Origin of the sequence: Bacillus sp. bc15, from assembly GCF_900142585.1 — a bacterium.
Taxonomy (GTDB): Bacteria; Bacillota; Bacilli; order Bacillales; family Bacillaceae_G; genus Bacillus_A; species Bacillus_A cereus.
The window spans coordinates 1,291,396-1,305,668 of sequence record NZ_FRBJ01000001.1 but is presented as its reverse complement, the minus strand read 5'-3'; the positions used below and the strand labels follow the sequence as shown (position 1 = coordinate 1,305,668).

Sequence of the window (14,273 nt, the reverse complement as noted above, 5' to 3'; positions counted from 1 at the left end):
CGCTATTTTAGCGGCTTCTTCAGCTTTTTAAAATAGTAAATTACTTAACATAGAGAGCATCTCATTGGACAAATAATTAATTATGTGAAACAATAATAACAGATAAGGAGACGTTAATTTTCCTTAAGTGCTTCGAATTAATTTTATTCAATAAGAGAAGGTGTGCTTAAAGAAGTTAAATTAAATAAGGAGCTGTTTTATTATATGCAACAAAATAATGATTTAAATTTTGAACCTCAAGACGTTAATATTGTCAATCCTAAACAAGCCAGGAAAGCAGTAATTGCTACTGGTATAGGGAACGCAATGGAGTGGTTTGACTTCGGATTATACGCGTATTTAGCGGTTATCTTAAGTCAATTATTCTTCTCAGGTGTTGATAATAGTGGATTGCAACTTGTACTTACATTCGGTACATTTGCAGCAGCCTTTCTCGTTCGACCAATCGGAGGTGTATTCTTTGGTAGAATAGGAGATAAGTACGGCCGAAAAATCGTGTTAAGTACTACTATTATTTTAATGGCACTTTCTACATTATTCATCGCATTACTACCAACCTATGAACAAATTGGTGTATGGGCACCAATACTACTTTTAGTTGCCCGAATGATTCAAGGCTTCTCTACAGGCGGCGAATATTCAGGAGCAATGGTTTATATCGCAGAATCTTCTCCAGATAAAAAGCGTGGTATACTCGGTAGTGGTCTTGAAATTGGAACACTCTCAGGTTACATTGCTGCATCGGTAATTGTTACCATTTTGACGTTATTGTTAACAGATGAGCAAATGCTCAGCTGGGGATGGCGTATTCCGTTCTTAGTAGCTGCACCAATTGGTTTGGTCGGTTTATACTTACGCCGTCATCTAGATGAATCTCCAATCTTTGAAGAGATGGAAAAAGCACAAGAGGAATCTGAAGACAATGAACAATTTTCATTTATGGATATTATTAAATATCACAAAAAAGACTTCTTATTAAGCACAGTAATTGTCGCCTTCTTTAATATTACGAATTATATGATTCTTTCGTATATTCCTTCTTATCTAACTCAAGTACTTAAAGTCAAAGAAACAACGGGCTTATTAATTATTTCTATTACGATGGCACTTATGATTCCACTAGCACTATATTTTGGTAAATTAAGTGATAAAATTGGTAATAAACGCGTCGTGCAAATTGGTTTACTTGGTTTAACTGTATTTGCAATTCCAGCATTTTTACTAATAGGTAACGGACATATTGCAGCTATATTTGCAGGTATTTTCGTACTAGGTTTCTTCTTAAGTGTATATGAAGGAACATTACCTTCATTATTACCATCACTCTTTTTCACTGATGTACGTTATCGAGCACTTTCGATCTCATTTAATATTTCTGTATCGATATTCGGTGGAACGACACCGCTTGTATGTTCATACTTAGTTCATGCAACTGGTAACCCGCTTGCGCCAGCATTTTATTTGACGGGTGTAAGTATTATTGGATTAGTTGTATTTAGTGTATTATTTGTTACGACTTCAGGGCGTGCGCTAAAAGGTTCATATCCTACAGTAGAAACGAAAAAAGAAGCACACCTAATCGCTAAAGAAGACCCTGAAGAAACACTTTGGTGGCATGAAGAGTCATTAGAAATTGAAGCAGGGAAGAATGCTTCCATTTAAAAAGCAACGTAGAAGTATAAAAAGACTCCTATGAATATAGGAGTCTTTTTGTTACGTTATTTCTTTCGTTTCTTCAAACTTTTCTGATAGGCATAAAGCTTATGAATCTCTTCCTTAAATTCATGCAGAAGTACAATGCTTTTACCATTTGAATAACGCACCGTATTATAAGCATCTATAATAATATCACTTTGAATATTTACATCTTCTTCATCATTTATTCTTTCTAGCCAAGCCTCAACAGTTTCTCCCCGTTTTCTATTTAAAGGAGGGGTTAACTTACTCTCTAGCTTGAAAATTTCCTTCCGAATTTCGTTATGCGGCGGTTTATTTCGTTTAAAACGATTTTGGTTCGTTCCTTCTTTATTAGTAATAATAGTAGATTCGAAGGCGGGCATATTTGGTAAACTGAATTGTTTTCGTTTTTTTACTATTTTCCAAACGACGTAAATAGCGATAGCTGTACATGCTATTATGGTAATGCTATTTATGAGTGTGGGGTCAAAATCAGGAAGTTTTTCCCCATTGTCTTCAATTTTAGGTTTTAAGAGATGCCCTTTACTTGCCCAAACCCCTTCAGTATCTTTCAATTCAGCTGCTACGAGAAATGGATTTATAACATAACCGACTCCTAACGCGACTACTTCTGTGATAAAGCTAAAAATAAGACGAATAAAAGGAAAAACTAAAACAAGTACTATACTCATTACACCAATCGTAATGATAGAAATGAAACGTAATAACTGTTGATTCCGATTTGCCCCAGTTAACCAAAATGTAATCATAATGTGTATAACTAATAGTAACAGCTTCCACAAAGGTGGAAAGGGCGCATAAAATATGGCTGAAATACTAAACCAAACAATACCGCCTAACGATTTTTGAACTGGATATCCTGGTCCGACTACATGTACGATAAAGAAGAAAAGCGGTAACATAATTGTGCCGAATAGAGAGAATGGGAGAAGGAAAGAACAACCAATTATTTGAGTAATGAACAGTATGACAAATCCTGTTGTTTTTTTATTCATAAATTTATGAATAAGAAATACGCCTACATAGCCTGTCGCTAAAAATATGGCAATAGCAACAAGGTCATCCCTTTCTGTTAATAATGAAAGGAGGAGAAGCAAAATAAAGTCATTAACGTGATAGAGCCAAGTTTTCAACCAATTCCACCATCCCTTCGCTATTAATGAGGAACGTTGGCTGCGAGAGAAGAGGGAGTTCATTTTTCTGTAAACCAATGTATATCATTGTAGACGAACGTTCTCTCTTTCTCGTTACATAATGAAGGAATCCTTGTTTCGGAAGTAACGTACTATCATCTGAAATACGTGCTAATTCTTCTAAAGCTTTTGCATATTGTGTTTGCCCTTCATGTAACGATAAATGTAATGCACCACCTTCTGCTAATACACTAATAAATAATTCAAACGGTATGTGATGCTTCGTTGCATATTGGCAAATGTATGTTGTGAATGAAATTAAATCTTCAACATTATCTTTCCAACCAAATCCACGATCGGCAGCTAAAGAAAGACAAATCGTCCAACTATAATTTTTTACAGGTTCAAATTGCTTCGCTTGTAATTCTTGCATTTTAGCAGATGCCTTCCAATGAATAGAGCGGAAAGACTCACGCTCATATCGCTTTACACCGATAATAGATGTTTCATCATTGTAAAAAGAAAAATTAGTTCGATAAGAACCAGTTAGAAGTTGCTGAAGTTCTTGCAAACCTGCTACTTCTTTAGGAGAAGGATACACAATAATTTCAGTTTTTAACTTATCGAAAACAGGTAAGTGTACATTTAATAAATGAAAAGGATCTTTTAAAACGCATTCGAACTGTTCAATTTGAAACACACCACGTTTCGTTGCGGTTAATGTTAAATCCCATTTTTGCGCCGAATGTGCAGGTTGTGAAAATGGAAAAGAGAATAACGTTTTTGATATTCGTTCAATTCCTTGATCTTTATGCTGTATAAGAGACGAATCTAAATGAAAATAACAAACACCATTAACGAGAGGGATATGTGCACCGTTTTTCAAATGAATAAAAAACTTTCCAGATTCATCAGGGAAAAGCCGAGTTGTTTGTCTCTCGTTTATAACTTCAAATTTTTTCTCTATGTAAGCGACATATTTATAAATGAAAATCGCAAATAAATAATAGGAGAAAAAGAGAAACATTATAATTCGTTGCGGCATAAAAAAGGTAAATAGTATAGCGCCTGGCACAGTTAGTTGAATAATATGGAGTTGAAAAAATAAAGGTACAGTTACAACACGCTGTCCATTCATGCTTGCTCAATCTCCACAGGTACGTCAACTTCTTTTAAAATACTTTGCATTATATCATTTTTAGTCGTGCGCAGGGCACCTTCCATTGATAAGACAATACGGTGATTCCAAACAGAAGGAGTTAAAAATTGTATATCTTCAGGGGTGCAATATTCTCTCCCGCGTAAGAAGGCTAATGCTTGAACTGCGCGCACTAAAGAAAGTGTGGCACGTGGGCTTACACCGTTAGCGATGTAATCGTGATTTCGAGTAGCTTGTGCAAGTTTAATTATGTAATGTTCTAACGGTTCTGATATGAAAATTTCTTTTATTCGTTTCTGTGATTCTAATATATCTTCTAAAGAGATAACAGGTGTGACACGTTCTAGCGGTATATCGTTACGAAAACGTCGCATCATTTGTAACTCATCTTCAGGAGTTGGATAACCGATTGAAATCGTCATTAAAAAGCGATCAAGCTGTGCATCTGGAAGAGAGAAAGTCCCTTGTGATTCAATTGGGTTTTGCGTTGCAATAACAAAGAACGGTTTTGGGAGAGGAGTAGACAGTTTTTCAAGCGTCACTTGTCGCTCTTCCATCGCTTCTAACAAACTAGATTGTGTTCTCGGCATTGCACGGTTAATTTCATCTGCTAGCAAAATGTTTGTCATAACGGGTCCAATTCTTAACTCAAATTCACTTGTTTTTGGGTTAAAGTATTCAATACCTGTTACATCACTTGGAAGTACATCAGGGGTAAATTGAACACGAGAAAAACTACCGCCAATACTTTTTGACATGGTTTTCGCCAGTAACGTTTTCCCAGTACCAGGCACGTCTTCGAGTAGTACATGTCCATCAGCAAGCAGTGAAACAAGCAGTAGATCAATAACATTTTCTTTACCAACAAACACAGATCCTATGTTTTCTTTCAATTTATTTATCATATGTACCATTCCTTTCAGTATAAAAGAGCTAATATTTCTATATTTTAACAAATTATTCAGAAAATTAGTATGATTTTTTAATTCAAAGAAATAGATATTTAATTATTAAATTAAGCTTGCATATTTTGGAATATGATTATACAATATCGGTATACGATGTATCGTTAGTCGATATATCATAAGGCGATGTATCGGAGGTAGTTATAATGAATGCGAAGGCGCAAAAATATATTCCGTTAACTGAGGCGACATACTACATATTATTGTCACTTGTAAAGCCAATGCATGGTTATGGAATTATGCAAATGGTAGAAGAGATGACAAATGGAGAAGTAAAACTCGGTCCTGGTACGTTATACGGGAATACGACGAAATTACTAAAAGAAAAATTAATTGTTGAAGTTGCCTCTACAGATAGAAAGAAATGCTATGAGTTAACAACGTTTGGGAGAGAAGTGTTAGAGCTCGAGTATAACAGGTTACAGAGATCTGTAAGGAATGGGAATAGTATATTAGGGGAGTGAATGGAATATGGAGACAAAGAAGTTATTCAAACCTTTCGCGATAGGGAGCTTGGAAAAAGAAGAAGCTTTTTTAAGAAAAATGCATCAAAAAGGATGGGCTTTACAAAAGTATAATGTAATGTATACGTTTAAGAAAACTGAACCGAAAGATGTAATATATAAAGCGGATTTTAGACTGGATTATATAGATTCGAAAGAAAAACAACTAGAATATATTGATATATATGAAATGTGTGGCTGGAAACATGTAACGAGTTTTGCGAAATGGAATTATTTCTGTAAAGAAGTAGACGAGGAAAATGAGTTACCTGATATTTATTCAGACAAAGAAACGAAGATACAAAAACTTGTTGAATTGATACAGTTCGTTGCAATTATGTTTGTAACGTTAATTCCAGTGCTTTACTTATGTTTTCTTGGAGTATCAGAATCAGGATTATATAGAGGTATGGTAGGGTTTTTAGTTTGTATATATTCATATGCGTTTATTAATTTATTTAGAAAGCTTAAAAAAATGAAAAAGGAAATATTTTAACAAAGAGTGATATTCTTAGAGAAGATATATTGGGAAATCATCTTCTCTAATCTTTATATATATTTATTTTGTTCATTCTTTTTTACATAATAAAAGACTACCTTTTTAATTCATAGAATTAACAGTTACAAAGATAATACCAGTAACAATACCTAAAAAAATCATAAATGAAGAAGAAATAATTAATAATAAAGAATTAGCAATAAATATCACTTTATTAGATTTTTGATTTTTAAAATGGTAATAAAGTAAAAGACCACAAATAGTAGAAACAATCCATATTGTTAGACCGTAAGGAGTCGTTATTTTTTCAAAATCGAAGATCCAAAAGTAAAAGATGACTATGTGGCAAGTTACTAGTATAAATGTTGATGGAAGCATTATCTTTTTATTTAAAATCATTTGTTTTACCTCCCTTATGTAAATATTACCAAAAGGGTATGGGTTTTAATATATAATAAGGAAGAAATACATCTTTAATTAACTTATTAAATGGAAAAATCCCTTATAGAAAAATCTATTTCTACAAGGGATAATAATGTTTTTATTAGAAAGACTGATTTTGCGCAGGTTTAATAAATTGTTCTGGGTTTTCAACAAGTCCGCATACAGCACACTGGACACGGTATGTAGGTCCTTGATAGGCCATATGAAAAGCATTCATCGTTTCATTTGTGTATTCTTCTTCTACTTGACCAGTTTGTGGATTTAATTTGACTGGTTTTACTTGTTGTTCAAGAATATTAAAGCGAGTACGGTTCGTTTTACAGCTTGGACATAGCATTGGTTCCATATGTATACACCTCCATTTGTATCATTTCTTAAAATCTTTAATTTTATGCAAGCAAAAAACTTTCTCAATATAAATAGGTGTTTAATGTATTTAAAATTCAGAAAAAATGAAATATAATAAAAGCACGAACTGGTTATGTCCAAACCAAATCTCCTGTTTTATGCCAATAAGCTGGGGGGCCGAGAAATCGGCCTCATTTTTTTTGCTCATTACTACAAGGAACAAGGTTTTTGTGAGACTTTTGTCGAAATTTTAGGGATAGATATAAAGGGGGATGTAAAATGGATTTGAAAATGAAGTACATCATTTTATATGTAGAAAAGTTTGAGGAATGTTTAAAATTCTATAAAGATATTTTACAGTTACCTATAAAAGCAGAGCATGGTACATATATTGAATTTAATACTGGAACTACCATTTTAGCGATGAATACGCGGCAAGATGTGAAAGAATTAACAGGACTACCGCTTACAGAAGGTGAATTAAAGTCTTCTCATTTCGAATTAGGATTCGTTGTTGAGAATGTACAAGAAACGATTGAGCAATTTAGAGAACAAGGAATCAAGATTTTAGTTGAACCTATTGTAAAACCGTGGGGACAAACAATTGCCTACATTGCTGATCCAGATGGAAATTATATTGAAATTTGCAGTTCATTAGAATAGAGGGAGAAAGAGAGATGGGATTTCCAAAACTAGAAACAGAACGTTTACTCTTAAGAGAACTTACACTATTAGATGCAGAAACGATGTTCCAATATTTTTCGAAAGAATCAGTTATACGTTATTTCGGAATGGATTCTTTTGAAAATATTGAGCAAGCGAAAACAACGATTCAAACGTTTAAAAATCGTTATGAAGAGGGCAGTGTATTTCGCTGGGGAATCGAGAAAAAAGGGACGGGCCAATTAATCGGAACGTGCGGATTTCATTTAATTAATAATAATCATAAACGAGCTGAAATTGGTTATGAATTAGATGATACATATTGGGGACAAGGATATGCATCGGAAGCATTACAAGCGATTTTAGCTTACGGATTTGAAATGCTGCAACTGATAAGAATCGCAGCGGTTGTATATGTAGAAAATAAAGCTTCTCAAAAGTTGTTAATAAAAGCAGGATTTCAAGAAGAAGGATTACTTCGAAAACATATGATTCAAAATGGAGTTGCTCATGATACCATTTTATATTCTTTATTAAAAGAAGAGTGGAAGAAGTAATGAGTACAAACGAACTTATAACGATTATGAAGAATCATAGGGAAAATAGATTCATTTTAGGTATAGATGGTTTAAGTCGTTCAGGAAAAACAACATTCGTAGCAAATTTAAAAGAAAATATGAAACAAGAAGGCATTCCGTTTCATATTTTCCATATTGATGATCATATAGTGGAGCGTAATCGACGCTATTATACAAACCATGAAGAATGGTATGAGTATTATTGTTTACAGTGGGATATTACATACTTGAGGCAGAAGTTTTTTCAGAAGTTACAACATGAGACAAAATTAACTTTGCCTTTTTATCAAGAGGAAACAGACTCATGTGAAATGAAAAAAGTACAGATTCCTATTGTAGGCGTAATTGTTATTGAAGGAGTTTTTCTGCAGCGAAAAGAATGGAGAGATTTCTTTCATTATATGGTCTATTTGGACTGTCCAAGAGAGACAAGGTTTCTACGTGAGAGTGAGGAGACACAGAAAAACCTTTCAAAGTTTGAAAATAGGTATTGGAAAGCAGAGGATTATTACTTAGAAATGGAATCACCGAGGGATAGGGCGGATTTAGTCATTAAATGATTTGAACATAGAAGGTGAATAGAATGAATATTTTATGGGATTTTGATGGGACGTTATTTGATACGTATCCTGCATATACAATGATGCTTTCTGAAATATTAGGTGATTCAGTAGAAAAACAAGAAATATACAAAAACTTAAAAATATCATACTCTCATGCAATTCAGTATTATAATATTTCATGCGAGCAGGAAGAAAAGATTAAAGTTTTGAAGGGAAAATTCACGTCAAAAGATATGAAACCTTTTGTAGGTGTCGAAGAGGTTTTGAAATTTGCAAATAAAAATGTGATTATGACCCATAAACATAGGGAAGGGGTTATGGGCATTTTAAACTATTACGGCTGGGAAAAATACTTCGTAGATATGGTTACAATTGACGATGGCTTTCCTCGAAAGCCAAACTCTTTAGCTTATAATCATCTGCATAAAAAATACAATATTGATTTAGCTATTGGAGATAGAGAATTAGATTTATTACCTGCAAAAGAATTAGGTATTTCAACATGTATGTTTCAAGGTAATTGTGATGTAGCGGATTATTCTTTATCACATTACTCGGAGTTTTTTAAGGTAGTGAGTGATAGAGAGTTTTCTTTATAAAAAAAGTTATTAATAAAGACTGTATCTTTCATTTTAAAGGTACAGTCTTTATTTTTTAGAGCTATTATATACCAATTGCCGTGGATTAAAGAATGATTGTATATCTTTAGTAAAGAAATAGTCAGGTTAGTTGTTAGATAGAAATAAACTGACAGATAAAGTGATAGTGTCCGTTTTATCTGCTTTTTATCATAACCAAATTATGGTTATTCATGCTAATATAAACTCATAGCTATATAGAAGGGGTGGGATTAGTATGAAAACAGAAATAGTTCCTAAAAAGAAGTACAGTATAATAAGCTATATATCTTTACTCATCGGCATTTTGTGTTTTCTATTCGTTTTTATAACGCCAACAAGGATAGCGAATGCAGGTAATATAGTTGGAGATTATATTACAATTGCCCTGACAGGTGTAGGTATCATGCTTTCAATAATCACAATGACGAAAAAAACAGAGAAGAAGGTGATTGCTATCCTTTCATTAATACTGTCCTCATCATTTTTTATATTTTGGATCATAGCGATTATCCTATTGTTTACTGGTCAAATTAGTTTTGCGCCGTAATGTGAAATAAAAAGAGTCCTTTTCGTATGATAACGGGTATAGTTACGGGAGTGAAAATATAAAATAACATACAAATTAGGGATGTAAATCACTTATGATTTAGCATCCCTTTTTTTATTGTTATTTCAGTGTTTAAGCGCTTTTATATAGTTAAATAGCGTTCTAAATAATAAGATAAATGGAAAATTTATGTTAAAATAATTATAGAGATTGTGAAAAAATGTTCTTAAACTAGCGTTCAGATTACTTTAAGAAGGTTTTTTCAAAGGAAATGGTAAATATCATATTTTGAAGGGGTGATTGTAGTGGATTAAGTGATTTTTTTAATCTTGGTTAAATACTTTGAAGATAGGGGTTTATAACTATGAATACAAAACTAATAATAATAGAAGGGTTACCTGGATTTGGAAAATCAACCACTGCAAAGCTAATAAATGAAATTCTAAGCCAAAATAAAATTGAAGTTGAACTATTTTTAGAGGGAAATTTGAACCACCCAGCCGACTATGATGGTGTATCTTGTTTTAATAAATTTGAGTTCAATAGATTATTATCTAACAGTGGAGATTTTAAAGAAGTGCTCCTTAAGAAAGTTCTAAAAAAAGGAAGCAATTATTTATTACCATACAGAAAGATGAAAAATGAGTTTGGTGACCAGTTTTCGGACGAATTATTTAACATTATTTTAAAAAATGATATATACGAATTACCATTCGATAAAAATGTTGAATTAATTGCTGACAAATGGAATGACTTTACTGAAATCGCTCTAGAAGACAATAAGGTTTATATCTTTGAATGTTGTTTCATACAAAATCCATTAACTATTGGGATGATTAAATATGGTGAACAAAAAGAAAAAATAATAAATTATGTAATGAAAGTTGCAAAAATCATAGAGAATTTAAACCCAATGTTATTGTATGTAGAACAAGATAATCTTGAATTTTCATTTAGGAAGGCGTTAAAAGAAAGAACTCCAGAATGGTCCACAGGAATTATCGACTATTACACTAACCAAGGCTATGGGAAAGAACATCACCATTCAGGTGTAGAAGGAGCGATAAAAGTTCTTGAAGCTAGAAGGAATTTAGAATTAGAAATATTCGATATGTTAAAAATGAAAAAAGAAACAATCAATAATACAAAATATGAAATTGACTCATATAGGTCAATGTTAAAAGATAAGTTAGCCATACAAATGGTGAAATAGCTTTTTACACTAACTGGTGCTTTAGTTGAAGAAGGAAATAAAAAACGCTCAGAATATTTTCTGAGCGTTTTAGTTTGTTATTTCTAATGTTTATTAGCATTTTTCTCTTCCTAAACTGAACCCATTACTCGTATGAAGGACTCTTTTTATTCGGTATCTTTAGGTTGATATTCTAAAATATCCCCCGGTTGGCATTCTAATGCTTTACATATTGCTTCTAAAGTTGAAAAACGGACTGCTTTTGCTTTTCCATTTTTCAAGATAGAAAGGTTAGCCATTGTAATTCCAACCTTCTCCGAAAGTTCTGTTACACTCATTTTTCTTTTTGCTAACATTACATCAATATTAATAATAATTGCCATATTATTCACCTCAGACCGTTAAATCATTTTCTGATTTTATATCTATAGCATCTTTTAATAGTCTTTGGAGAACGGCAGCAAAGACCGCGATTACCATTGAAGCAAAAATCATAATCATTCCGATAATAATAATGCCAGGGGCATCATCTCTCTCTGCCACGAGATAGAAAAGTGGCATACCTAATACATATAATACACTAATTGCCAATGCGCTGTACTTAATATTTTTTAAAGCTTGAACAGATAACTCTGAGAATGCGTTGTTTTTATCAATATAGTTTAAAAGCTTAAATGTTTGGTACAGTGCGAAGTAATAAGGTATTGCTGTTGCGTATAAATTGATAAATACAAGATATTTAATATATGAAATATCTGGATATAATTCTGCGGCGAAATTTCCTATTTTAGGGACTAAAAAAATGCACATAGCAAGAACGGGGATTCCGATCAGAATCACAACGGTCTTTAAAAAGAGTGTGGATCCTTGTTTCATAAAAAGCACCTCATTTATTTATTATCTTATTAATTTAACATGAAATTTATTGTTTAACAATAAATTTTTATTCCTTTTAATCGAGGATTTATTGTTAAACAAGTAATTAATGAAAAGGATGCTAAATCTTTTTTATAAGATAGATGACACATACCGGTATTTAATTAAGGAAAGAAAGAGAAAGTAACTATTGTTAGCTTTATAAGAATTGGGAACTAATAAAACATATGTAGGTTGTGGAATGAAAAAGGAAATAAGGTGTATTGAAATGAATGCAAAGTTTATGGAGGAACAATCATGGTTAATTATGGTGTGAAGATGAAAAAATTACTATTAGTGGGAGCTATAATAGTAAGCGTATTAAGTACGGAAAGTATGATGAATTATCATGCGGCCAAAGCTAAGGTGAAAAAAGTAGAACACCAGCCTAAAAATATAATTATGATGGTTATGGACGGAACGAGTTCAACGGCGACAACATTGGCTCGCTGGTATAAAGGGGCACCGCTTACGTTAGATCAAATTGTAACAGGAGGTGTTCGTACGTTTTCGGCGGAATCAGCTATTACAGACTCAGCGCCAGCAGCAACAGCATTAGCAACTGGAAATAAATCGAATTCAGGATATGTAGGCGTACTACCTTCTATTGTAAATTCACCTAACTTAAAGCCAATAAAAGAAGAGGACAAGTTACGGCCGGTCGCAAACGTATTGGAAGGTGCAAAACGTACTGGCCGTGCAACTGGAATTGTTGCTACATCTGAAATTCAGCATGCTACTCCGGCGGGATTCTCGGCTCACCATGTCAATCGCAAGCAATTTGACGTAATTGCGAAGCAGCAAGTATATCAAAATATAGATGTCGTATTAGGCGGGGGAAAAGCGGCGCTGCTACCTATGAAAAGTAATGGAATCCGAAAAGATGGTGAAAATTTAGTAAAGGTGATTCAAGACAAAGGATACGATTTTGTTGAAACGAAAGATGCGTTATTGAACTCCAAATCTAATAAAATTTGGGGCTCTTTCTCAAATCATGCTCTTGCGTTTGATATAGATCGTATAGCAACAAATCCAGAACAACCAACACTTTCTCAAATGACAGAAAAAGCAATTCAAACATTATCAAAAGACAAAGATGGTTTCTTTTTATTCGTAGAAGGTAGTAAGCCTGATTGGGCAGCGCATGCTAATGATCCAATTGGGATGATTAGTGATGTATTGGCATTTGATGAAGCGGTAGCAAAGGCATTACAATTTGCGAAGAAAGATGGGGATACGATGCTCATAGCTTTAACTGATCATGGTAACAGCGGTATCTCTATAGGGAATAGAAATACGACAAAAGGATACAATACTACACCGGTTTCTGCATACATTGATTCATTGAAAAAGGCGAAAATGACACTTGAAGGAACTATAAATAAACTGAAATCTGATTTATCAAATGTAGAAGATGTAGCTAAACTATACGGTTTGGATAATCTAACTCATGATGAAAAAGAAAAATTAAAAGCGGCAAAAAAGAAAATGGATGTAGGACGAATTCTTACTATATTATTGGCTAATCGTGCAAATATCGGCTTTACGACAGGAGGACATACAGGTGAGGATGTATTTTTACATTCTTATGGACCTCAAAAACCAGAAGGCTTAATCCAAAATACAGACATTGCGAAGACGATGGCGAAAGCGATGGGCTTTAACTTAGAAGAAGTAACGAATAAAATATTTTTAGAGAGTGAACAAGCCTTTAAGAAAGTCGGTGCAACTGTAACAGCTGACAAAACCGAAGGAGCAAACTCGTTACTCGTGGTAAAACATAATAAAGTAGAAGCACAACTATTTGGTAACAAAAATATAATTCGTATCAATGGTAAAGGGTATGAATTAGGAAGTATTATTGTAGAGAGTAATGGAAAGTGCTATGTACCAGAAGAAGCAATTCAACTATTTGTAAAGCATTCTCGTTAAAAAATTGCTAACCAGTTAAGCTAACTGGTGGCAATTTTTTGCGTTTATTCTAAATATAAGGGTTCGGATTGTTTTGGAAAGTTTTCCAGATGAGACTTGTATAAATGTTAAAGGGGAATTATATTTTTTTCTTACATTAAAAAATTTCGTTTTGTAGAATAGAGAATTTATACATATAGTAAAGTCTAATGTATTATCAATTAATATTTATGAAAAATATATTAATACTTTAGAGTTTCTTTAATTTTCATTATTTCTTATTTAATATTATTCGTTATATTTATAATATGTTTATTTCAATTTATCGTATTGTAGCGCAGTTTCATATAATTATAAAGCAAGCATCAAAATAAAATCTCCACTAGAGTAAATTTATTATTTTTTTGCGTCTTTTTTATCCCGCTATTTGCTGGGCAGTAAGACCCCCACCTCAAAATTCAGCGAAAGCAAAGAAGTTAGGTGGGGATCGGGCTGCCTGTAAAAGCCCGATTGGTGAGGGCTGATTAAAGTTTCA

The 14,273-nt window shown here is 33.0% G+C and carries 17 protein-coding genes; 10 read left to right on the top strand and 7 right to left on the bottom strand.

The window, feature by feature from the left end:
- Positions 1-204 precede the first annotated feature (204 nt).
- Complete coding sequence (locus BUA87_RS06605) at positions 205-1,662, top strand: MFS transporter (protein ID WP_001186932.1); 1,458 nt, start codon at positions 205-207, stop codon at positions 1,660-1,662.
- 56 nt (positions 1,663-1,718) lie between these two features.
- On the opposite strand, the gene BUA87_RS06600 is transcribed toward BUA87_RS06605, so the two are convergent.
- Genes BUA87_RS06600 through BUA87_RS06590 form a run of 3 tightly spaced genes read right to left on the bottom strand, consistent with a single transcriptional unit; the run spans position 1,719 to position 4,895 of the window.
- Complete coding sequence (locus BUA87_RS06600) at positions 1,719-2,831, bottom strand: DUF4018 domain-containing protein (protein ID WP_000860511.1); 1,113 nt, start codon at positions 2,829-2,831, stop codon at positions 1,719-1,721.
- Positions 2,806-3,969 carry a DUF58 domain-containing protein gene (locus tag BUA87_RS06595; protein ID WP_001014381.1) on the bottom strand — a complete coding sequence of 388 codons (1,164 nt, stop codon included), beginning with the start codon at positions 3,967-3,969 and terminating at the stop codon, positions 2,806-2,808. Before BUA87_RS06595 ends, BUA87_RS06600 begins: the two co-directional genes overlap by 26 nt.
- Entirely contained in the window at positions 3,966-4,895 is a 930-nt protein-coding gene (locus BUA87_RS06590; RefSeq protein WP_000608795.1) for an AAA family ATPase, read from the bottom strand. The genes BUA87_RS06595 and BUA87_RS06590 overlap by 4 nt, the downstream gene beginning before the upstream one ends.
- 206 nt (positions 4,896-5,101) lie before the next feature.
- Here BUA87_RS06590 and BUA87_RS06585 point away from each other — a divergent pair, with 206 nt between their 5' ends.
- Complete coding sequence (locus BUA87_RS06585; protein ID WP_000991893.1) at positions 5,102-5,419, top strand: PadR family transcriptional regulator; 318 nt, start codon at positions 5,102-5,104, stop codon at positions 5,417-5,419.
- 79 nt (positions 5,420-5,498) lie between these two features.
- On the top strand, positions 5,499-5,954 hold the full coding sequence (locus BUA87_RS06580; protein ID WP_307839223.1) for a DUF2812 domain-containing protein: 456 nt from the start codon (positions 5,499-5,501) through the stop codon (positions 5,952-5,954).
- A 105-nt stretch (positions 5,955-6,059) separates the two neighbouring features.
- Here BUA87_RS06580 and BUA87_RS06575 read toward each other — a convergent pair whose 3' ends face one another.
- Entirely contained in the window at positions 6,060-6,356 is a 297-nt protein-coding gene (locus BUA87_RS06575) for a hypothetical protein (protein WP_000602670.1), read from the bottom strand.
- A gap of 145 nt (positions 6,357-6,501) precedes the next feature.
- Positions 6,502-6,747, bottom strand: a complete 246-nt coding sequence (locus BUA87_RS06570) for a hypothetical protein (RefSeq protein WP_000433609.1) — start codon at positions 6,745-6,747, stop codon at positions 6,502-6,504.
- Positions 6,748-7,028: 281 nt separating this feature from the next.
- Here BUA87_RS06570 and BUA87_RS06565 point away from each other — a divergent pair, with 281 nt between their 5' ends.
- The 6 genes from BUA87_RS06565 to BUA87_RS06540 all read left to right on the top strand — a co-directional run bounded on the left by BUA87_RS06565 (position 7,029) and on the right by BUA87_RS06540 (position 10,933).
- Positions 7,029-7,412: a VOC family protein gene (locus tag BUA87_RS06565; RefSeq protein ID WP_000364497.1), complete on the top strand. Its 384-nt coding sequence runs from the start codon at positions 7,029-7,031 to the stop codon at positions 7,410-7,412.
- Positions 7,413-7,426: 14 nt separating this feature from the next.
- Positions 7,427-7,969 carry a GNAT family N-acetyltransferase gene (locus BUA87_RS06560; protein WP_000506652.1) on the top strand — a complete coding sequence of 181 codons (543 nt, stop codon included), beginning with the start codon at positions 7,427-7,429 and terminating at the stop codon, positions 7,967-7,969.
- Positions 7,969-8,550, top strand: a complete 582-nt coding sequence (locus BUA87_RS06555; RefSeq protein WP_000106123.1) for a kinase — start codon at positions 7,969-7,971, stop codon at positions 8,548-8,550. The genes BUA87_RS06560 and BUA87_RS06555 overlap by 1 nt, the downstream gene beginning before the upstream one ends.
- 23 nt (positions 8,551-8,573) lie before the next feature.
- A complete protein-coding gene (locus BUA87_RS06550; RefSeq protein WP_071714183.1) occupies positions 8,574-9,152 on the top strand; it encodes an HAD-IA family hydrolase in 579 nt (192 codons plus the stop codon).
- A gap of 256 nt (positions 9,153-9,408) precedes the next feature.
- The gene (locus BUA87_RS06545; RefSeq protein WP_071714184.1) at positions 9,409-9,720 is read left to right on the top strand and encodes a hypothetical protein; all 312 of its coding nucleotides are present in this window, start codon (positions 9,409-9,411) and stop codon (positions 9,718-9,720) included.
- Between the two features lie 364 nt (positions 9,721-10,084).
- Positions 10,085-10,933, top strand: a complete 849-nt coding sequence (locus BUA87_RS06540; protein WP_071714185.1) for a P-loop NTPase family protein — start codon at positions 10,085-10,087, stop codon at positions 10,931-10,933.
- Positions 10,934-11,079: 146 nt separating this feature from the next.
- On the opposite strand, the gene BUA87_RS06535 is transcribed toward BUA87_RS06540, so the two are convergent.
- Both BUA87_RS06535 and BUA87_RS06530 read right to left on the bottom strand, forming a co-directional pair.
- Positions 11,080-11,295 carry a helix-turn-helix domain-containing protein gene (locus tag BUA87_RS06535; protein ID WP_000974623.1) on the bottom strand — a complete coding sequence of 72 codons (216 nt, stop codon included), beginning with the start codon at positions 11,293-11,295 and terminating at the stop codon, positions 11,080-11,082.
- A 10-nt stretch (positions 11,296-11,305) separates the two neighbouring features.
- Complete coding sequence (locus tag BUA87_RS06530) at positions 11,306-11,788, bottom strand: DUF2975 domain-containing protein (protein WP_000809125.1); 483 nt, start codon at positions 11,786-11,788, stop codon at positions 11,306-11,308.
- A gap of 297 nt (positions 11,789-12,085) precedes the next feature.
- Here BUA87_RS06530 and BUA87_RS06525 point away from each other — a divergent pair, with 297 nt between their 5' ends.
- Positions 12,086-13,759, top strand: a complete 1,674-nt coding sequence (locus tag BUA87_RS06525; protein ID WP_000248720.1) for an alkaline phosphatase — start codon at positions 12,086-12,088, stop codon at positions 13,757-13,759.
- The last annotated feature ends 514 nt before the right edge of the window (positions 13,760-14,273 follow it).